Origin of the sequence: Ottowia beijingensis (assembly GCF_013423955.1) — a bacterium.
GTDB classification, from domain to species: domain Bacteria; phylum Pseudomonadota; class Gammaproteobacteria; order Burkholderiales; family Burkholderiaceae_C; genus Ottowia; species Ottowia beijingensis.
In genome coordinates, this window is record NZ_JACCKX010000001.1 from 2531535 (window position 1) to 2550591 (window position 19057).

Genomic DNA, 19057 nt, shown 5'->3' on the forward strand with positions numbered 1-19057 from the left:
AGAAGAAAGCAAGAACGACTGGTAACTTCATGGCAAAAGAGTACAAGGATTTGATCGTCGGCCTCGACATCGGCACCGCCAAGATCATGGTGGTGGTGGGCGAGGTGCTGGCCGGCGGCGACCTCAAGCTCGCCGGCCTGGGGGTGGCCCCCAGCAACGGCCTGAAGCGCGGCGTGGTGGTCAACATCGACGCCACCGTTGCCAGCATCCAGCAGGCGCTGAAAGAGGCCGAGCTGATGGCCGACTGCAAGATCGGTCGCGTCTACACCGGCATCACCGGCAGCCACATCCGCGGCATCAACTCCACCGGCATGGTGGCGGTGAAGGACAAGGAAGTCACCCACGCCGACGTGCAGCGCGTGGTCGAGACCGCCAAGGCCATCAACATCTCCAGCGACCAGCGCCTGCTGCTGGTCGAGCCGCAGGAATTCGTCATCGACGGCCAGGACGTGCGTGAGCCCGTGGGCATGAGCGGCATGCGGCTGGAAGCCAAGGTGCACATCGTCACCGGCGCGCAGAGCGCGGCCGAGAACATCATCAAGTGCGTGCGCCGCTGCGGCCTCGACGTGGACCAGCTGATGCTGAACCCGCTGGCCTCGGCGCAGGCGGTGCTGACCGACGACGAGCGCGAACTGGGCGTGGCCTGCGTCGACGTCGGTGCCGGCACCACCGACGTGGCCATCTTCGCCGGCGGCTCCATCCGCCACACGGCGGTGATCCCGATCGCCGGCGACCTGATCACCAGCGACATCGCCATGGCCCTGCGCACGCCCACCATGGACGCCGAGGACATCAAGGTGGCCAGCGGCTGCGCCAAGCAACTGCTGGCCGACGCCGACACGCAGGTCGAGGTGCCGGGCCTGGGCGACCGCACGCCGCGCATGCTGAGCAAGCAGGCGCTGGCCGGCGTGATCGAGCCGCGCGTGGAGGAAATCTTCTCGCTGGTGCAGCAGGTGATTCGCGATTCCGGCTTCGAGGAGGTGCTGTCCTCCGGCGTGGTGCTGACGGGCGGCAGCGCCGTCATGCCGGGCATCGTCGAGCTGGGCGAGGACATCTTCCTCAAGCCCGTGCGGCGTGGCGTGCCCAAGTACTCACGCGCCCTGTCCGACATGGTGGCGCAGCGCGCGCGGCCACCGTGATGGGGCTGATGGAAGAGGCGCGCGCCGCACGGCTGCGCGGCTACAAGGTGGCGCAGAAGTCGAGCGGTGTGAAGACGGCGTTCGGCCGCTTCAAGGATTTCATCGTGGGGAACTTTTGATGACCCCTCATTGGCAGAGCACGGGGCCGCCGACCTGGGCCCTTCAGCAAGCGCATCAGGTCCATGACAACAACAGCTATTTCAATTTCTTTCCAACCACGGCAACTGCAGGCAGACAAGGAGTGACACCATGAGCATCGAGATGATTGAGACGGACGGATTTCACGCGGGCACCCAGATCAAGGTGATCGGCGTTGGCGGCGGCGGCAGCAATGCCGTCGACCACATGATTTCGCGCCAGGTCCAGGGTGTCGAGTTCGTGTGCGCCAACACCGATGCGCAGGCGCTCAGCCGCACGCTGGCGGGTGCGGCCATCCAGCTGGGCAACAGCGGCCTGGGCGCGGGCAGCAAGCCCGACAAGGGCCGCGAGGCCGCCGAGGCCGCGTCGGACGACATCCGCCAGGCCATCCGTGGTGCGCACATGCTGTTCATCACCGCCGGCATGGGCGGCGGCACCGGCACCGGCGCCGCACCGGTGATCGCCCGCATCGCCAAGGACATGGGCATCCTCACCGTGGCCGTGGTCACCAAGCCCTTCGACTGGGAAGGCGGCCGCCGCATGACCAACGCCGAAGCCGGCCTGGCCGAACTGGAAGCCAACGTCGACTCGCTGGTGGTGGTGCTGAACGAGAAGCTGCTCGAGGTGCTGGGTGACGACATCACCCAGGAAGAAGCCTTCGCCCAGGCCAACGACGTGCTGAAGAACGCCGTCGGCGGCATCGCCGAGATCATCAACAACTACGGCAACGTGAACGTCGACTTCGAGGACGTGCGCACCGTGATGGGCGAGCCCGGCAAGGCCATGATGGGCACGGCCACCGCCAGCGGCCCCGACCGCGCCCGCATCGCCGCCGAGCAGGCTGTGGCCTGCCCGCTGCTGGAGGGCATCGACCTGTCGGGCGCCAAGGGCGTGCTGGTGCTGGTCACCGCGTCCAAGGGTTCGCTCAAGCTGAACGAGTCGCGCGAGGCCATGAACACCATCCGCGCCTACGCCTCGCCGGAAGCGCACGTGATCTACGGCGCCGCCTACGACGATTCGCTGGGCGACGACATCCGCGTCACCGTGCTGGCCACCGGCCTGTCGCGCCAGGGCGTGCGCCGCCAGCCCATCACCGTGGTGCAGGGCGGCCTGCGCACCGGCACCGACAACGTGCCGTTCCACGTGCCGACGCTGAACCAGTCCGTGGGCGGTGCACCGGCCGGCCACGCCGCGCAGCAGCCCGACTACGGCAACATGGCCGTGCCCAGCGTGTGGCGCACCAACCGCACCCAGGCGGCGGCCAAGGTCGACGCGCTGTCCTCGGGCGGCATGGACGACTTCGAGATCCCGGCGTTCCTGCGCAAGCAGGCAGACTGAGCATCCCCTGAGGCGCTGACGCGCCTTCCCCGGAGGGGACAACGCTGGCGGCCGGCGCAGGTCCGGCCGCGGCGTTCGCGCATGGTCTGCTCCGCGGCCCTTTCCGGGCTTGCTGCGCAGCCCGGCATTCGCTCCCTCCCCGCTGGGGGAGGGTTGGGGTGGGGCCGGCGGCGCGGGAAACGTGACAGGTCTGCTTCCTCCTTCTTTCAGCATGGGCAACGCCCCAGGGCGGGCCAAGCTCTTCGGCGGCGTTCCTGGCATCGGCCCGGGCGGCGGATGAATCAAGCACTTGAAGGCTATTGTATTGATAGCTGTCTGCGCTTGTTGGACGGGCGCTGAAGCCTGATTTGGCTTGTAAGCGCCGTTGACGCGGAGCACTTAAAATATGCGGATGCTTGCGCAACGCACCCTCAAGTCCCTCACGCGCGCCGTGGGCGTCGGCCTGCACAGCGGCGAGCGGGTGGAGCTGACGCTGCGCCCGGCACCGCCCGACACCGGCATCGTGTTCCGCCGCATCGACCTGCCCGAGCCGGTGGACATTCCGGTGAACGCCCGGTCGGTGACCGACACGCGCCTGGCCTCCACGCTGTCGCACGGTGACGCGAAGGTGCGCACGGTGGAGCACCTGATGTCGGCGTGCGCCGGCCTGGGCCTGGACAACCTCTACATCGACATCACGGCCGAGGAAGTGCCCATCCTCGATGGCTCGGCCTCGTCCTTCGTCTACCTGCTGCAAAGCGCCGGCATCGAACTGCAGAACGCGCCCAAGCGGTTCCTGCGCGTGCTCAAGCCCGTGGAAGTGCGCGAAGGCGAGGGCGACCAGCTCAAGTGGGCGCGGCTGGAGCCGCACCACGGCTTCACGCTCAGCTTCGAGATCGACTTCCAGCACCCGGCGGTCGATTCCACCGGCCAGCAGGTCACGTTCGACATGGGCTCGGGCCGCTACAGCCGCGACATCGCCCGTGCCCGCACCTTCGCCTTCAGCAAGGACGTGGAGATGATGCGCGCCAACGGCCTGGCACTGGGCGGCGGGCTCGACAACGCCATCGTCATGGACGACACCAAGGTGCTGAACGTGGACGGCCTGCGCTACGCCGAGGAGTTCGCCAAGCACAAGATCCTCGACGCCATCGGCGACCTGTACTGCGTCGGCCAGCCCATGCTGGCGGCGTACAGCGCCTTCCGCTCGGGCCACGCGCTCAACAACCAGTTGCTGCGCGCACTGCTGGCGCGCGAAGACGCCTACGAGATCGTCAGCTTCGAGGACGAGAAGAAGGCGCCGGCTGGCTTCGCGCAGCTGGTGCGGGCCTGGTGAGCGGCGCCCTCGCGCCTGCGCCCGCTCCCAAGAAAACCAGTGTTGCCGGCGTCTGATACCGCTGCGCGTTCCAACTTTTGACTGCTGACGCCATGACTCCGCCGCTGCGCGGCGTGATGACGAAATGACGTCAGTGATGCGCGGAAGGCCTCGCCCTTGGCTGGCGTCATGGCGGCGCAGCTGCCGTCATCGAAGCGCAGCGAGGTCATTTCGTCATCGCATCGCGCACGCGCTAGCCGTCTTTGGGAACGCGAAACAGCCTGACGGGGCAGCACCGATCGCCCCAACCTAAAGAATCAGCGTCGCTTGTACATGCTGCTGGTGCTGCGCCCGGCGCCCGCCGCGTGCAGCAGCGCCACGGCGCGGCCGGCGTGGGCGTGCGTGATGGCCAGGCCCAGCGCGTCGGCGGCATCGGGGCGCGGGGCGGCGGGCAGTTGCAGCAGGCGCTGCACCATGGCCTGCACCTGCGCCTTGGCGGCCTTGCCGTGGCCGGCCACGGCCTGCTTCATCTGCAGCGCGGTGTATTCGGCCACCGGCAGCTCGCCGGCCACCAGCGCCGTCACGCAGGCGCCGCGCGCCTGGCCCAGCAGCAGCGTGGCCTGCGGGTTGACGTTGACGAACACGATCTCGACCGCCGCCACGTCGGGCTGGTAGCGCGCCTGCAGCTCGCGGATGCCGTCGAACAGCACCTTCAGCCGCGCCGGCAGGTTGCCCTGTTCGGCCTGCGCGGTCTGGATCACGCCGCTGGCCACGTAGCGCAGCGCGGGGCCCTCCACGTCGAGCACGCCAAAGCCCGTGGTGCGCAGGCCGGGTCGATGCCGAGGATTCTCATGACTATGCTAATGATAGCTGCTGGCGCATGCTGTGCAACGTTTTGAAATGGAAATTCATCTGAAATCGTTTTTGAACGGGCGCAAGCAGCTCTTGAAATTGAAGCGCGGTGTGGACGCCATGGCGGGCTTCATGGCAGCTCGGCGCTGCGCATGCGCGCCACGATGGTGTTGGTGCGGCTGGCCAGGTAGCGCGACTTCGGCTGCTTCTCGAAGTGGCGCGGGCGCGGCAGCATCACGGCCAGGCGGGCGGCCTCCCAGGCGCTGAGCTGTGCGGCGCTCTTCTTGAAATAGTGCTGCGCGGCCGCTTCGGCGCCGAACACGCCTTCGCCCCATTCCACGCTGTTCAGGTAGATCTCGAGAATGCGCCGTTTGGTCAGCATGTGCTCCAGCGCGTAGGTCAGCACCAGCTCCTGCCCCTTGCGCAGCAGCGTGCGCTCGCCCGACAGCAGCAGGTTCTTGGCCAGTTGCTGCGTGATGGTGGAGCCACCGCGGATGCGCAGCGGCCGCGCGGGCTTGTTCTGCGCGGCGCGCTGGGCGGCGGCCTCCTCGGCCTGGGCGTTGCGCTCCCAGGCCTTCTCGATGGCGTCCCAGTCCACGCCCTCGTGGCTGGCAAAGCTGTCGTCCTCGGCCGCGATGACGGCGCGCTTGAGGTGGTCGGAAATCTGGTCGTAGTCGCGCCAGTCCTGGCGCCAGCGCAGCGCGCCGGTGTTGGCGATGCGCCAGGCCTCGGAGCGCTGGAAGGCGGTGGACTGCGGATCGACCACGCTCATCAGCGCGATGCGGCCGATGAAGAACAGCTGCAGCGCCAGGCCGGCCACCAGCACCAGCAACAACCAGCGGCCCAGTCTTCGCATATCCGGGTTTATTGCCAGCCGGCGGGCATGGGCAACCACGCAGGGTTGCGCAGCAAGCTCGACGCAAGGCCGCGGAGCAGGCCGCCCCGGAACGCCGTGGCCAGCCCTGCGCCGGCCGCCAGCGTTGTCCCCTGGGGGCTGAGGCCCGCAGCTCCAGACCTGCCTGCGCAGGTCTGGACGGGCCGAAGAGCCGGCGCCTCTGGCGACGAGCACGTGGCGCTGCAGGCGACTCAGGCGGGTCATTTCAATTCCTGCACCGTCGTCGTCAACTGGTCGGACTGCAGCGTCGTCTCCAGCGTCTGCTCGTGCGTGAACCTGAAGCGCGCGGTGACGTCGAACTGGTCCGTGTCCTTGCGCATGGCGGCGGTGAAGTTGCCGAAGGGTGCGGCGCGCGAGGCGATGATCTCGGCCAGGCGGTCGAGGTTTCGATTGCCCGAACTGCGCGTGACGCGCGCATCCAGGATGCGGCCGTCGTGGTTGATCAGCAGCGACATCAGCAGCTCGCCATACAGCTTGCGCCCGGCCACCTGCGGAAAGTTGGCCGTGCCCTCGGCCTCGATCTTGCGGCGCATCTCATCGTAGTACACGGCGTAGGTGATGCCCAGCGTGGCCGGGCTCAGGTAGCGCTTGCGTGGGCGCGAGTTTTCTTCCTCCACCCGGCGTTCGATGGCGGCCAGCAGCTTCTGCAGCTGCTGGCGGCGTTCTTCCTGCGCTTGGGCCTCGGGGTCCTGGTTCAGCTTCTGCGGGTCCACCTTGGGCATGGTGGCCAGTTGCTGGCGCACCTGGGCCAGCAGCTGCTCCTGCTGCTCCAGCATGCTGTCGATGCGGCGCTGGTTCTCGTTGACGGCCGAATCGCCGGGCGACTCGACCGGCGCCGGCGGCAGTGGCGTGCTGACCATGCGCTTGTCGGCCGCCTCGCCGCCGCCGGCCAGCGTGGCCTGGGCCAGTGCCTGGGGCTTCTCGGGCTTTTCGTCGGACTCGGCGTTGACCAGCACCACGTCGAGCGTGGTGTCCTGGAACACGCGCTTGAAGCCTTCCGGATCGACGAAGCGGATGGTGAGCAGCGCCGCGTGCAGCAGCACCGACAGCCCCAGCGCCCATTGCAGCGTGGTCAGGGTCTTGAGCGAGGGAAGGCGTTGCGCGCGCAGCATCACGGGGCCGGATTATCGGCGCTGGCGCCCTCGGCTTCGCTCACGTCCACGGCGATGGCGATCGGCCCTGCGGCAGAAGTCTCATCTTCGTCCTCGACGCCGTTGTCGGTGGGCGGCGTGTCGGCGTCCAGCACCTCGATCACGGTGCCGCCCACGTCCAGCGCGATGTCGTCGATCTGCCCCAGCCGCACGCGCACCTGCGTGCCGCGCGGCAGGCCCTGCGCGCCCAGCACGGTGAACACCAGCGGCAGCGTGTCGGCGCGCGCCAGCCAGGCGCCGCCAGCCTGCTCCTTGATCAGGCTGGCCGTCAGCTCGGTGATGCCGTGCTGGCGCAGGTACTTCAGCGTCCAGAAGCGCTCCATGCTGGCCTGGTGCGCGTTGTAGGCGCTGTAGGCGGCGTCGAAGGCGCTGATGACGGCGAACAGCTGCGCGTCCTTGGGTTTGAAGGGCGCGGCCAGCGCGGCCGTCTGGCCGTGGCGCGCGGCGGCGATCAGCTGCCACTGGTTCACCAGGTCGACGTAGCGGCGCAGCGGCGAGGTGCTCCACGCATAGCTGGGCACGCCGATGCCGGCATGCGGCAGCGCCTTGGCGCCCATGCGCACCTTCACGCCCGGCAGCAGGCTGGCCTGGCTGCGGTAGATGGCGGGCACGCCCAGGTGCGCCAGCCACTGGCCCCAGGTGCTGTTGGCCAGGATCATCAGCTCGGAGACGATCACGTCCAGCGGCGCGCCGCGCTGGCGCGTGGTGATCAGCACCTGTTCGTCGCCCGTGGGCACGTCGCCGTCGTGCCCGGCCAGCTTGAAGCTGTAGTCGGGCCGGTTGAAGGTCTCGGGCTTGCCGCGCACCAGCTCGCGCTGGTGCTTCAGGTGCTGCGCCAGTTTATACAAAAATGATAGCTGCTCGCGCTTGATGGGCAAGGCCTCAGCCTCGATTTTGTTCGAAACATGGCCGCCGGCCAGCCAGTCGTCAGCGATCAGGTGGTCGATCTGGTCGTGCCGCAGGTTGGCCACGATGGGCACGCGCTCCAGCCTGGTCTCGGTGGCCTGCACCTCCAGCGTGGCCTCGTCGAGCGTGACGTACAGCGACACCGCCGGCACCGGGCGCCCTTCGCTCAGCGTGTAGGCTTCCACCACGTCGTCGGGCAGCATGGTGATCTTGTAGCCCGGCATGTACACGGTGGACGCGCGCGCGCCAGCGCGTCCAGCGCGTCGCCCGGCTGCACGGCCAGCCCCGGCGCGGCGATGTGGATGCCCAGCACCACCGTGCCCGTGCCCAGGCCCTGCAGCGACAGCGCATCGTCGATCTCGGTGGTCGACGAGTCGTCGATCGAATACGCCTGCACGTCGGCCAGCGGCAGCTCGTCGGTGATGGCCGGCGCCTGCAGCGCCGGAAAGCCCGTGCCCTTGGGAAAGTTCTCGAACAGAAAGCGCTGCCAGTGGAACTGGTAGGCCGATTCGATGGCGCCCGCCTTCTGCAGCAGCGCCAGCGGCGCCAGCTGCGTGGCGCGCGCGGCCTCCACCACGGCCTTGTATTCGGGCGCGTTCTTGTCGGGCCGGAACAGGATCTTGTACAGCTGCTCGCGGATCGGCCCCGGCGTGCTGCCCGCAGCCAGCTCGTCGGCCCAGGCGCTGATCTGCGCGGCGATCTGCTTCTTCTTCTCGATGGCGGCCAGCGCCTGCGCCACGATGTCGGCCGGCGCCTTCTTGAAGCGGCCCTTGCCGGCGCGGCGGAAGTAGTGCGGCGCCTCGTACAGCGCCAGCAGCATGGCGGCCTGCTGCGCCACGCCCGGCGTGCCGCCGAAGTAGTCGGCCGCCAGTTCGCCGAAGCCGAACTCGGCCTCGGGCGCGAACTCCCAGGCCAGCGGCAACTCGATCTCAGCCGCCAGGGGCGCGGCCTGGGCCATCAGCTCGGCCGGCGCGGGTTTGTCGAAGCGCAGCAGCTGGTTGGCCGACTTGACCTTGACGCGCTTGCCGGAGTCCAGCTCCACCTGCGCCGAGGCCTCGGCCTCGGAAAGAATGCGGCCCGCCAGGAATTTGCCGGCCTCGTCGAAAAGTACATGCATAGAGGGGGCGATTGTCCCATCCCCGGCCATGGCAGGCCGGCGCCGGCGGTCAGCCCAGCATGCGCGGCAGCACGTCCGGCCCGCGGCGGCGGTGCCAGAAGGCCATGAAGACGTGGCCCACCGTCAGCGCCAGCAGCGCCCAGCCCAGTTCGCCGTGCAGCGCGCCGCCCAGGTCGGTCATCCACTTCACCGCCGTGTCCGCATCGCGGCCCGGAAACACCGGCAGGCCCAGCGGCGAAAAGGCGCGGGCCGAGCCGTACTGGCGCAGCAGGCCGATGAAGGGGATCGCCACCATCAGCCCGTACAACCCCAGATGCCCCAGGTGCGCCAGCGTGCCGACCGAAGGCGGGCGCCGCCCCGCATTCATCAGCGCCCAGGCGCCGCGCAGCAGCACCAGCAGCATCAGCAGACTGCCCACATGCTTGTGCGTGGGCCACAGAAAGGCGTCGAGCGCCGACTTCTCGGCCAGGCTGTGCGTGATGGCCGAGGCAAACATCCACCCCAGGCCCAGGGCCATGCCCCAGTGCAGCGTGCGGCTGACGGTGCCGTAGCGGGTGGCGGAATCGGGGGTCATGGGCAGGCTCTAGAAGGCGGGGGCGCACACGCGAACGGTGGTGTGTGCTGCCGAAGGTTTAAGCAAGAAATCTGCCTTCAGCGCTTGCTGGACAAGCGCTGACAGCTATCAAAATAATACTTTTGAGTGGCGCCCGGCGCCGCCGGCACCGGGGTGAGAGCGGGGCCTCAGCCGGCAAGTTCCAGAAAATCCAGCACCGCGTCGATGTGCTGGTCGAAGTCCGACAGCGCGTGGTCGCTGCCTTCCAGCAGGCGGATCGTGGCGCCCGTGTAGCGGCCGCACATCTCGCGCCAGTCCAGCAGCTCGTCGCCCTTGGCGATGACGGCCAAGAAGCGCTCGGGGTGGTGCAGCGGGCCGGATTCGAGCGCGCGCAACTCGTCGATGTATTCAGGGCGGAAGAAAAAGCGCGCCTGCGGGTCGTGCCACGCGGTCTGCTCGCCGATGTGCGCCGTCAGATCGCGCGCCGGATCGACGGCCGGGTTCAGCACCACCGCCCGGCAACCGCGCCGCTGGGCCAGCCAGGTGGCATAAAAGCCGCCCAATGAGGAGCCGACCACGGCCATGCGATCCGCCGGCCAATCGGCCGTGCCACGTTCGATCAGCGCTGCTGCCGCGGCGGGCGAGGGCGGCAACTGCGGGCACCACCAGGTGACGGACGGATGCTCCGCCGCCACGCGCGCGGCCATCATCCGCGACTTGGCCGACTGCGGCGACGAGCGAAAGCCGTGCAGGTAGAGGAGGTGGGTGGTGGGCATCCGGGGATGGTAGCGGCGGGAAGTGCAGAGGCGCGGCTGGCTGGGATGACGGCGTTGCAGCGATTGCTGCCGTTCGTGGTTGCACCCCGTGTGTGAAGGCCGACTTCTAAGCGGCCGCTCAGCCTTCAACGGTTTGCCGAAATCAAAGACCGATTTGACGTGCTCATCGGACATCCGATGCGGTCACCGCCTGGCGGAGTCGCGAACGGCTGCTCTTCGGACCAGCGAACAGGCACTTTCGACCCGTTGCAGCCATTGCGCGACTCGGTAAGCCGTCTATTGTGACGTGGACGACCCGTGCATCCGCGCCGGTTTCAGGCGCCACATTAGCGGCTTCCTTCTGACAAAGGTCAAACCAAGGTCGTGCAGTGTCAGCAATGCACATTTAGTTCACGAATGAAAAGCCTGCGAAAAGACCAAGAACTCACATGGCTGAGTTATGGTCATAGGCTCGCATACTAGGTTGGCTAGGCGTAGTGATCGGTCTCTGGAGCGTTAATCATGAACAAACTCAAGCTGGTATTGACAACGCTGCTCGCTGCCATGGGTGTTGGGCTGAGTAGTCCCGTCTCGGCACAGGACGGCACCACAACGACCAGTACCATTGCCAACGCATTTATGTTCCTGGGGGCTAGGCACCTCATGCCAGTTGCTTAGCATCTTGCCGCACTCGGTCCGACAGGAGGCACTCGGTCCGGATGGGCCTGCGACTGGGTACGACCAGACGCCAGCACAAAGCTCGGGACGTTCCATCCGGGCGACAAACTGACGGTTACCTTGAGTGGAGAGCGCCTGCAAAGTTGGCGGGAAGGGGACCCAACTTGGGATCCAGCACTGAGCAAGGCTACCTGGTCGATCCTCGGCTCCAGCATTGATGCCGGTGAAACACCAGTCTGGCAACCGCTGGCATCAAGTGCAGAACAAGCGAATCTGCCGAGCACCCTGAGCCGAGGTAACGCATGGGAACTGGACGAATGGGCATATCGATCGCGTGGGGTGGTGGCAGAAGACCGGTGCTGAGCGTTGTTCTTGCGAAGGCCAGCTATCCGTTTAGGCCGTTGTCTCAAGCCGCGCAGCATCAAACTTAAGCGCATTCAGCTTTTCCTTCACCCCTTGGAGTTTCTCTTGGCTTGTGCTGATGAATTTCGATCGTTCCTCAACGGTTTTTACAATTTTCTCAAATTCTTTGAGTTGAGGAGCAAAGAAATCCATCAGCTTTTCGTCATCACCGATGATGTCATAAATATCCTTGAAGGAGCTTTTGATTATCTCTGCAATGGAATCTTTGGTGCTTTTTAGTTCCTGCTCCAATTCATGTGCCTTATATGCACTGAACAAGTCAGAAGCAAGGTTAAAAGCTGCTCCCGCAGGACCCGCCCATTTGGAAATAGAGGCGGCAAGTTTGGTCGCTTCCCAAGGCTTGAATTTTATTGCAATACCTGCCACAGATTTCAGTGTATCACGGGCAACGAATATTGCACCCTTGATGACATCTGGACTCAGGCTGGCAATCCCCTTCGCTGCGCCACCCATGGACTTCAACGCACTTTCACCCATGGCATTAAGAAAGCTTTCGCTAGAATTTAGCTGGCGACCGATATCTTGCGATATACGACTGGTAACTTTAGAAGACTGTTCGAAGGAACGGTCAATTGCACTCTTGATTTTCAAGTGCAACTTAAATCCAACGCCATCCACGGTATAACCGAGTTCATCCTCAAGGAAGTCACGGATGTTTTCTAGGGATAGAGGACGCAACTTGCCCAGCAGGCTATTTTCAATGTTTTGCAACTCCTCAAATAATTCACCAGCCAATTGTTTTACTTCCCGACGGCCTTTAGAAATATCTTGACGGATACGTGCCGCCTCTTCTGCATTTTGCTCGGCAAAAATATTGAGTTGCATCAATTGATTTTCAGCGCGAACCACATGCTGCCCAACAATATCGTGAACGACATCCAGGCCGGTCTTAGCCATCAATACGGCTGGGACGTTGCGGTGCAGCACCTGGGTTGTCATAGCTTTGAGGTCATTAATTCGCGATCGACTTTCATAATGCGCTGGCTTACTGAACCAAAATTCCAAGCCACGCCCATTAGGGTTAGATGCCAGACAAACAATTTTCAACTGGGCCACTTCGTCAGGGCTAAGATTTGCTGCACGCTGCAGCTTAGATTTAAGATTATCTTTCTTGATCGTGGCCTGTGCATCAAAAAGCACTTGTTCCGTCAGATCAGTAACCTCATCCATCTTGTTGATCACAAAAACGGTTGACGATAGCTTATTCAAATCTCGCAGCACCCACTTGACAATGTCGTTGTGGCTTTCCTTGAGTGGGTTGGTAGCATCCACCACATAGAGAATCAAGTGCGCTTCGGAGATATAGCGTTTTGTCAAATCTTCATACATCACCTGCTCGCCATCAACCAACTTTTCCTTGTCACCAAAAAGGCCAGGGGTGTCAACAATCTCACATTTTTCTGGCAATCCTTCGGGTGAATAAATGGCTAAACGGTCAGAGGATTCGTCCATATTGATTTTCATATCAGCCATTACCTTGCCCATCCAAGCGGCAATCACACTAGTCTTGCCGTCAGAAAAGGCACCGAGAAGTGCGATGCGAAGAACATCAGACTCAATAGTTCGTATTGCTGAATCAATTTTTTGCAATTCGTTGCTGACATCAGCACCCATATCACCTAGTTCGTTGAGTACTACACGCAATTGCTCCAGTTCCTTGAGTGCAGCTTGCTTCTCTACATTAAATTGCTTGAATTGTTCCATAAGGCATTTTCTCCAATTGGTCTTTAGTGTTTTTCATCAGCATCATCTGCTGCTCGATTATTTTTAGGGGTCGTTTGAGTGATTCATCAAGTTGTTGCACACGTGCCAAAACAACTTCCTGAACCTGCTTGCGCACAGGCGAGAAAAGTGTTTTGCTTTCTTCTTGCAAGGCTTTACGGGCCTCGGACCAGGCTTCATCTATTTTTCTTGCACTTGGCCTTGTGCCTTACGAATGCGTTCTCCTTGCTGGTGAAAATGTGCTTTATGAAGCTGACCAGCGCGCCCACTACAGCACCAGCAATAGCACCTATCAAGTTGCCAATCACTGGGAACGCGGAACCGATACCAAATCCAGCAACAGCATAAGAACCAATATTTAAAGCCATCCAGCCATAATCGCCAAATTCAAGACCGATGCCAAGCTCAGGAGTCTTATAGTTAATGTTCATATTTTCGGAGTCACTGAGTAACTTTTCAAACTCGACCCGCGAAACATCTTCCAGTAACCGTCGCATGGCCTGTTGTAGATCCTTCTGTAAATCAGCGAGGTACTTTTCATACTGTTCCTGTAATGCATTTTTGAGTGACTCTTGTCGATTCTTGAATGCACGTTCAATTTTATTGGAGATGATTTTATTTTCTCCAAAATTTTGCTCGACAATTTCGTCAGCATCCTCTTTGAGGCTGTTGAAAAGCTTCTCCCAAAGATTTTTTCGTCCGGTCACGACCAGTTGCTCAAATCTTTCTTGTGCTTGTTTTATTGCTTCGCGGCACTTATCGAACTCCGGCTTGGTTTTTGCAACAAATGCTTCGTGCGATATGTAAAGATTTTTCAATGTTTCTAAATTTTCAACAAGTAATTCATAAACTTTGGTCTTGTTGCTCTCTATCATGTCTTCCCGAAAGGTCGATAGCTTGTCGTGGAGCACTTTAGCAACGGACTGTATCTGGCTAAATTCATACATCGACTTGCGTGATGTGAAGTGCTTTTGATAATTACGTTGCTGGATGACTAAATCTCGGCTACGAGAAGAGTGAATAGTAGTTCGTCCGGTTTGCGCATCGATCGCCAATGCTGAGAACGCAAGCAGGCCCTGTACGCAATGGCCGGTTTGCATAACCTTGCTACCCAATACTGAGCGAAGTACTTCCTCGGTCTGCTGCAATGCAGTGGTGGAGTCACCATGATTTTTAGAGATTCACGATCTTCTTCAAACTCGTATGCATCTGCATTGCCACGAACATTTACTAGGGGACAGACTTGCGTACCCAGTCTGAGATAATTTCGTATTTTCTGTGCAGTGGCCTTCTCAGGTTTTTTGTTGGTGCCATTGACATAAAAACCAAATGAGCCTTGGCTATGGCTTCACGAACCATATGCGCATACTTGCTCTCATCACCTTCGATACCAGGCACATCTATTAATTGAAAGCGCTTGCCCTTGTAATTCAGGGGATACAGCGTATTACCCTTGGTAAAATCAGCCTCGCCAGTACCAATGATTAAGCCATCCACCCGATGGACTTGGGCCTTCTGACGCTCATAGACTACTAGCATGTCTAGGAGTGCGGTGAGTTGGCGATTGAGCAACGCATCAAGTGTTGGGGAGCTTACCTCGATGTGCTGGGAGACAGACGTCGTAGGCACAACTGATGAAGGCATTGATGTCGCCTCCTCGAATAGTTCATCGAGTTCATGAGCAGCCATCTCAGACTCCTGCCAGCTTCAACAATGCCACAGCAGCCATGGCACCGATCAAGATCCCACCACCACCGAAGAGGGCCAAACGCAGCTTGTGACGTGATACTGCGTAGGCCTGCTCGATTTGCAAGCGTTGTGATACCTCTTGCTGCTCCGCAGCCAGGCGAGCGCTGGATTCCTGTTCGGCGAGTTTCTGTCTAGCCTGGGCCTCAGTTTCAGCGAGTTGCTGACGATGCACCACTTCCTGGCGCTGTATTTCAAGACGTGCCTGGGTTTCTTGCTGGACTATCAGATTTCTTGCATCAGCCTCGGCTTTGGCAATTGCATTTCTTTCTTGGACTTCGCTCTGGGCGATTCGCACTAATCGATCGGTGCCTTGACAGATGGCCGTCAATTCATCCGTGTATTCACTGTACAAGGCGTGTAGACCTTCACGGACATGCTCAAGGTGAGCGGTAAGAGCCTGCGCGAACTGCTCCAAATCATTGGCATGCTGTTGTAGCAGTGCTTGACGGGTTTCTTCCTTGAACAAGATACGCAGTGATTCAATGATCGTACTTTTACCTGCGTTGGTTTCGCCAAAGAACGCCAAAGTGAATGTGTCCCACTCGGCATGGGTTTTTAGCTGCTGGAGTTCGCTGTCGAAACGATTTTGAATGTCGCGAAGCTTTTTCGTAATGTTTCCGATTTCACGCTTGCCATCCTTATGCTCAACATTGAGCGAGAGAATGTCTGCCATGGCTTTGCCGACGCTGTCCGATACATTGGCGTACAGACGATTGAGGTCTTGGGGTGCGTTCATTGTTTGTCTTTGTGATGAAAATTGGCTATTCCTTGACGCTGGGCGTACAGACTTCACTGGTCTTGCGGTGCAACGCTTTTAAAGGCCGCCAGCAAACTACGCTTCATCTCTTCAAATTCAGCCTGCGTCAGCGCGCCTTGCTGATACAGCGTAAAAGTGCGCGTAGTTCCTCAATGCCGTGTTGCATCGGCGAACCTGCGGGCGACGGTGTGCTGGCTGGCTCTGGCGACACAACAGCACTGTCAGAGCTTTTGTCCGTCTTTGGTGATAACGGCGTCTTTTCCAATACACCTTCGCTTGTACTTCTTGCCATATAGGCAAGCCCACGCTGAATCATCTGTACCCCCGCCGAAACGCCATACAGCACACAGCCAATGGCGAACAGCACCAATAAAAAAGAATGAATTGCAGCATAGAGGTACTTCTTTATCTAATTTTGTCTGTCGATTTCAGGGCTCCCACATCACCAACGCTTGCTCCAGCCCCTCACCAACTCCTCCTCCCAAGCCTTGGGCTGAACAATGCGCACATGCGGTAGCCAATACCGCACCACGGGCAGTAGCTGGTTAATGTGGTTGATCTGGGTGGTGACCAGCAGGGACCCGTCGCTGTCCTGGCGCTGCTGTTGTTGCGGCAGGAGCTGGCGGCGGGCGAAGTAGTGGGCAATCTCTGGGGCGACGCGCAGCAGCACTTCGGTGGTTTGTTCGGTAAACCACACGTCGTCCTTGTTGGCGATGTAGTCCAGGTGTGCGCGTTTGGGGGTGAAGTGCTGGGTGTGGTCTACCTGCAATGCTTCAATCAGCGCAACGCTGAAGTTTTTCAGGCGGCCTGCTTCTTCTGCGGCCAGGTACCAGACGCCGTTCTTGTGGATCAGGCGGTAGGGGTGGGCGATGCGTGGCTTGGCCTTGTAGGTGAAGTGACAGATGTGGTGCTGCCCAATGGCTTGCTGTAGTGCGGCAAAGGTGCGGGTGTTGCCACCAAGGTCTTCGTGCGGCACGGGCTGGACGTGGGTTGCGCGGCGTGGTTCGGGGTGGCAAGCTGGCCGAGCAGGTAGGACAGGCTGGTGTCGGGGAACAGGTGTTCGGTGCCAGCCATGCGGGCGTAGTCGTGCAGGTGCCTGGCCGGGATGGTGCTGCGGGCGGTGTGGGTGAGTTGCCACTGCCCTTGGTCATTGCGCTCGGCAATGCCGTGCAGGCGTTGGTGCAGGTCACGCTCGATGGTGCGCACGTCCACATCGAATTCGGCGGCCAGTTGGTGCTTGTCGATCAGCTCCCCTTGGTGCAAGCGGGCAATGATGCGTGACAGGCGCTGGGCCAGCTTTTCACCTTTGGATGTGGTGTTGGCTGCAGGAGTTTGGGCAGACATGGTTGTTCGAGAAAGTGGCTGCACGGACTGTAGAACTGGGGTGCGACAAGGTGTGTCGAACTGCAACAGAAAACATTATGTGAAGTTTGAAATGGTCGTTCTACCTACACCGTGCCAGAGGGCGAATCCCGTGTGTTGGGCTACGTTGTCACTCCAGACGACCCCGACGCTTTTTCGACCATGACGTTCAGTTGTGAACTGCTCAGGGTGACAAGATCACGTTCACGCTGGAGCCAGGAAATCCAGACCCTGCGACTACGGCGTCGTGGGCTCTGTATAACTTTGAATCGGCGTTTGCGACCGAATCGTCTGGCGGTGTACCCGCGCCTTTAGTGCCTGGAGGCCAGCTCGGCACGAGCCTCACATACACAGCACCGACGGCAGGCGTGTTGCCGATCGTCTATATTTTTGACAGCGCCAATGATGAGTTGCCACTCAATGGCAACGCCACCATGAAGATAACTTGCACGCCACCCCCACGGTGACGGTGACCAAGGTGCTGTCACCGGCGGAAGACCCGGGCAGGTGCACCCTTCAAGTCAATGGCGAAACCACAGAGCAATCGACGGATGTAGGCGACACCGGGACCACCGGACCCGTGCCTGTTGAGGCTGGCACCGAAGTGAAGGTGACCGAAATTGCCGCCAACCCGGACACCGATCTGGCCAACTACGATGCCGAACTGACCTGCAACGCCGCCGAAGGCGCCGTGACCATCACAGATGGCAGTTTCCAAATGCCGGAAACGGATGTCACCTGCACCTTGACCAACACCCGCAAGGTCGCGCCATCGCCACCGTCTGCGGTGACGCCGGTGCCCACGCTGTCGGAACTGGGCCTGATGCTTATGGCACTGGCTGCCGGAGGCTTGGGTGCGAGCAGGCTGCGGCGGCGAGGTTGATCAACTAGCCTTGCCGACCCGAAGCGGCCTGAAAGACCGCTTCGGGGGCGTTAGGCGAAGGGTCGGTTGTGGCCGGTGGCCACCCCGGCCAGCCCCAGAGGGATAATTCCCCATGGCCATCGTGTTCGAAAAACCCTCGCTCTGGCGCCGCCTGTGGCCGCTGCTGCGCGGCTTCGATCTGTGGCTGTTGCTGGCCGTGCTCATCCTGGCGGGCCTGGGGTTGACGGCGATGTATTCGTCCGGCTTCGACCACGGCACGCGCTTTGCCGACCATGGGCGCAACATGCTGATCGCGCTGGGCATTCTGTTTGTGGTGGCGCAGGTGCCGCCGCAGCGGCTGATGAGCTGGCGGTGCCGCTGTACGTGCTGGGCGTGGTGCTGTTGCTGGGGGTGGAGTTCTTCGGCATCACGCGCAAGGGGGCCACGCGCTGGCTCAACGTGGGCATCGTCATCCAGCCCAGCGAGTTGCTGAAGATCGCCACGCCGCTGATGCTGGCCTGGTGGTTCCACCGGCGCGAGGGGCAGACGCGGCCGATCGACTTCATCGGCGCCTTCGCGCTGCTGGCGGTGCCGGTGGCGCTGATCATGCGCCAGCCCGACCTGGGCACGGCCCTGCTGGTGATGGCCGCCGGGCTGGCGGTGATCTTCTTCGCCGGCCTGCCCTGGAAGCTGGTGCTGCCGCCGGTGGTGATCGCGGCCGTGGGCATCGTCAGCATCATCGCGTTCGAGCCGCAGTTGTGCGCCGACGGCGTGGACTGGCACGTGCTGCACGAGTACCAGCGCCAGCGCGTGTGCACGCTGCTCGATCCCACGCGCGATCCGCTGGGCAGGGGCTTCCACATCCTGCAGGGCATGATCGCCATCGGCTCGGGCGGCTGGTGGGGCAAGGGCTTCATGCAGGGCACGCAGACGCACCTGGAGTTCATCCCCGAGCGCACCACCGACTTCATCTTTGCCGCCTTCTCCGAGGAGTTCGGCCTGGCCGGCAACCTGGCGCTGATCGCCGGCTTCACGTTCCTCATCTTCCGCGGCCTGATGATCGCCGCCGAGGCGCCGACGCTGTTCGCGCGCCTGCTGGCGGCGGCGCTCACCACCATCTTCTTCACCTATGCCTTCGTCAACATGGGCATGGTCAGCGGCATTCTGCCGGTGGTGGGCGTGCCGCTGCCCTTCATCAGCTACGGCGGCACGGCCATGGTCACGCTGGGGCTGGCGCTGGGCATGCTGATGTCGGTGGCCAAGTCGCGCCGCATGATGCAGAGCTGAAGCCCGCCGGGCATGGCGGGGCGCCACAGGGGCGTGCGCAATTGCACATCCCCGGCCCGCGCGATTGAATCTGTCGGAT

Annotated in this window: 18 protein-coding genes and 4 pseudogenes; 6 read left to right on the plus strand and 16 right to left on the minus strand. The window is 61.9% G+C overall.

Translation table 11 applies throughout. The annotated features are described in order from the left end of the window. The first annotated feature begins 29 nt into the window (after positions 1-29). The 3 genes and pseudogenes from ftsA to lpxC all read left to right on the plus strand — a co-directional run bounded on the left by ftsA (position 30) and on the right by lpxC (position 3930). A pseudogene (gene ftsA / locus H0I39_RS12745) lies at positions 30-1258 on the plus strand (cell division protein FtsA). Between the two features lie 130 nt (positions 1259-1388). Continuing rightward, positions 1389-2615, plus strand: coding sequence for a cell division protein FtsZ (gene ftsZ, locus H0I39_RS12750; protein ID WP_180550747.1), 1227 nt, complete (start codon positions 1389-1391; stop codon positions 2613-2615). A 391-nt stretch (positions 2616-3006) separates the two neighbouring features. Then, positions 3007-3930: a UDP-3-O-acyl-N-acetylglucosamine deacetylase gene (gene lpxC, locus H0I39_RS12755; protein ID WP_180550748.1), complete on the plus strand. Its 924-nt coding sequence runs from the start codon at positions 3007-3009 to the stop codon at positions 3928-3930. Positions 3931-4226: 296 nt separating this feature from the next. On the opposite strand, the pseudogene ruvC reads toward lpxC, so the two are convergent. From ruvC to H0I39_RS12785, 7 genes and pseudogenes are all read right to left on the minus strand, one after another. Next, a pseudogene (gene ruvC / locus H0I39_RS12760) lies at positions 4227-4762 on the minus strand (crossover junction endodeoxyribonuclease RuvC). Positions 4763-4891: 129 nt separating this feature from the next. Next, positions 4892-5617 (minus strand): monofunctional biosynthetic peptidoglycan transglycosylase, encoded by a 726-nt coding sequence (gene mtgA / locus H0I39_RS12765; protein ID WP_180550749.1) that lies wholly within the window; start codon positions 5615-5617, stop codon positions 4892-4894. 239 nt (positions 5618-5856) lie between these two features. After that, the gene (locus H0I39_RS12770; protein WP_180551806.1) at positions 5857-6768 is read right to left on the minus strand and encodes an energy transducer TonB; all 912 of its coding nucleotides are present in this window, start codon (positions 6766-6768) and stop codon (positions 5857-5859) included. Further along, positions 6768-7466 carry an RNB domain-containing ribonuclease gene (locus H0I39_RS24160; RefSeq protein WP_373368342.1) on the minus strand — a complete coding sequence of 233 codons (699 nt, stop codon included), beginning with the start codon at positions 7464-7466 and terminating at the stop codon, positions 6768-6770. The genes H0I39_RS12770 and H0I39_RS24160 overlap by 1 nt, the downstream gene beginning before the upstream one ends. After that, positions 7455-8860, minus strand: a pseudogene (locus tag H0I39_RS24165) (ribonuclease catalytic domain-containing protein); the annotation flags it as partial. The gene H0I39_RS24160 and the pseudogene H0I39_RS24165, both read right to left, overlap by 12 nt. A gap of 19 nt (positions 8861-8879) precedes the next feature. Further along, entirely contained in the window at positions 8880-9404 is a 525-nt protein-coding gene (locus tag H0I39_RS12780) for a cytochrome b (protein WP_180550750.1), read from the minus strand. Between the two features lie 167 nt (positions 9405-9571). Beyond that, complete coding sequence (locus H0I39_RS12785) at positions 9572-10159, minus strand: YqiA/YcfP family alpha/beta fold hydrolase (protein WP_180550751.1); 588 nt, start codon at positions 10157-10159, stop codon at positions 9572-9574. Positions 10160-10660: 501 nt separating this feature from the next. Between H0I39_RS12785 and H0I39_RS12790 the strand changes: the two genes are divergently transcribed. Beyond that, positions 10661-10816 (plus strand): hypothetical protein, encoded by a 156-nt coding sequence (locus H0I39_RS12790; RefSeq protein ID WP_180550752.1) that lies wholly within the window; start codon positions 10661-10663, stop codon positions 10814-10816. A gap of 393 nt (positions 10817-11209) precedes the next feature. Here H0I39_RS12790 and H0I39_RS12795 read toward each other — a convergent pair whose 3' ends face one another. From H0I39_RS12795 to H0I39_RS22300, 9 genes are all read right to left on the minus strand, one after another. Beyond that, positions 11210-12943, minus strand: a complete 1734-nt coding sequence (locus tag H0I39_RS12795; protein ID WP_180550753.1) for a LeoA/HP0731 family dynamin-like GTPase — start codon at positions 12941-12943, stop codon at positions 11210-11212. After that, positions 12921-13112, minus strand: a complete 192-nt coding sequence (locus H0I39_RS22285; RefSeq protein WP_257645783.1) for a hypothetical protein — start codon at positions 13110-13112, stop codon at positions 12921-12923. The genes H0I39_RS12795 and H0I39_RS22285 overlap by 23 nt, the downstream gene beginning before the upstream one ends. Positions 13113-13137: 25 nt before the next feature. Further along, positions 13138-14109, minus strand: a complete 972-nt coding sequence (locus H0I39_RS22290; RefSeq protein ID WP_257645784.1) for a hypothetical protein — start codon at positions 14107-14109, stop codon at positions 13138-13140. 82 nt (positions 14110-14191) lie between these two features. Further along, positions 14192-14650, minus strand: a complete 459-nt coding sequence (locus tag H0I39_RS22295) for a P-loop NTPase family protein (RefSeq protein ID WP_257645785.1) — start codon at positions 14648-14650, stop codon at positions 14192-14194. Between the two features lies 1 nt (position 14651). After that, the gene (locus H0I39_RS12805) at positions 14652-15446 is read right to left on the minus strand and encodes a hypothetical protein (RefSeq protein WP_180550754.1); all 795 of its coding nucleotides are present in this window, start codon (positions 15444-15446) and stop codon (positions 14652-14654) included. 53 nt (positions 15447-15499) lie between these two features. After that, on the minus strand, positions 15500-15595 hold the full coding sequence (locus tag H0I39_RS24170; RefSeq protein WP_180551807.1) for an SHOCT domain-containing protein: 96 nt from the start codon (positions 15593-15595) through the stop codon (positions 15500-15502). After that, positions 15574-15837, minus strand: coding sequence for a hypothetical protein (locus H0I39_RS12815; RefSeq protein ID WP_180550755.1), 264 nt, complete (start codon positions 15835-15837; stop codon positions 15574-15576). Before H0I39_RS12815 ends, H0I39_RS24170 begins: the two co-directional genes overlap by 22 nt. 72 nt (positions 15838-15909) lie before the next feature. After that, positions 15910-16386 carry a WYL domain-containing protein gene (locus H0I39_RS12820; RefSeq protein WP_308645926.1) on the minus strand — a complete coding sequence of 159 codons (477 nt, stop codon included), beginning with the start codon at positions 16384-16386 and terminating at the stop codon, positions 15910-15912. Next, on the minus strand, positions 16317-16811 hold the full coding sequence (locus H0I39_RS22300) for a hypothetical protein (RefSeq protein WP_257645786.1): 495 nt from the start codon (positions 16809-16811) through the stop codon (positions 16317-16319). The genes H0I39_RS12820 and H0I39_RS22300 overlap by 70 nt, the downstream gene beginning before the upstream one ends. 463 nt (positions 16812-17274) lie before the next feature. Between H0I39_RS22300 and H0I39_RS12825 the strand changes: the two genes are divergently transcribed. Both H0I39_RS12825 and rodA read left to right on the plus strand, forming a co-directional pair. Next, positions 17275-17712, plus strand: coding sequence for an IPTL-CTERM sorting domain-containing protein (locus H0I39_RS12825; protein WP_180550757.1), 438 nt, complete (start codon positions 17275-17277; stop codon positions 17710-17712). Positions 17713-17824: 112 nt separating this feature from the next. Beyond that, positions 17825-18978, plus strand: a pseudogene (rodA, locus tag H0I39_RS12830) (rod shape-determining protein RodA). Positions 18979-19057 lie beyond the last annotated feature (79 nt).

Coding starts and splice junctions, on each gene's coding strand:
- mtgA (WP_180550749.1), bottom strand. CDS start 5,617: ATGCGAAGACTGGGCCGCTGGTTGTTGCTGGTGCTGGTGGCCGGCCTG.
- H0I39_RS22300 (WP_257645786.1), bottom strand. CDS start 16,811: ATGTCTGCCCAAACTCCTGCAGCCAACACCACATCCAAAGGTGAAAAG.
- H0I39_RS12780 (WP_180550750.1), bottom strand. CDS start 9,404: ATGACCCCCGATTCCGCCACCCGCTACGGCACCGTCAGCCGCACGCTG.
- H0I39_RS22295 (WP_257645785.1), bottom strand. CDS start 14,650: ATGGCTGCTCATGAACTCGATGAACTATTCGAGGAGGCGACATCAATG.
- lpxC (WP_180550748.1), top strand. CDS start 3,007: ATGCTTGCGCAACGCACCCTCAAGTCCCTCACGCGCGCCGTGGGCGTC.
- H0I39_RS12785 (WP_180550751.1), bottom strand. CDS start 10,159: ATGCCCACCACCCACCTCCTCTACCTGCACGGCTTTCGCTCGTCGCCG.
- H0I39_RS12805 (WP_180550754.1), bottom strand. CDS start 15,446: ATGAACGCACCCCAAGACCTCAATCGTCTGTACGCCAATGTATCGGAC.
- H0I39_RS12795 (WP_180550753.1), bottom strand. CDS start 12,943: ATGGAACAATTCAAGCAATTTAATGTAGAGAAGCAAGCTGCACTCAAG.
- H0I39_RS12770 (WP_180551806.1), bottom strand. CDS start 6,768: ATGCTGCGCGCGCAACGCCTTCCCTCGCTCAAGACCCTGACCACGCTG.
- ftsZ (WP_180550747.1), top strand. CDS start 1,389: ATGAGCATCGAGATGATTGAGACGGACGGATTTCACGCGGGCACCCAG.
- H0I39_RS12790 (WP_180550752.1), top strand. CDS start 10,661: ATGAACAAACTCAAGCTGGTATTGACAACGCTGCTCGCTGCCATGGGT.
- H0I39_RS24160 (WP_373368342.1), bottom strand. CDS start 7,466: ATGATCCTGGCCAACAGCACCTGGGGCCAGTGGCTGGCGCACCTGGGC.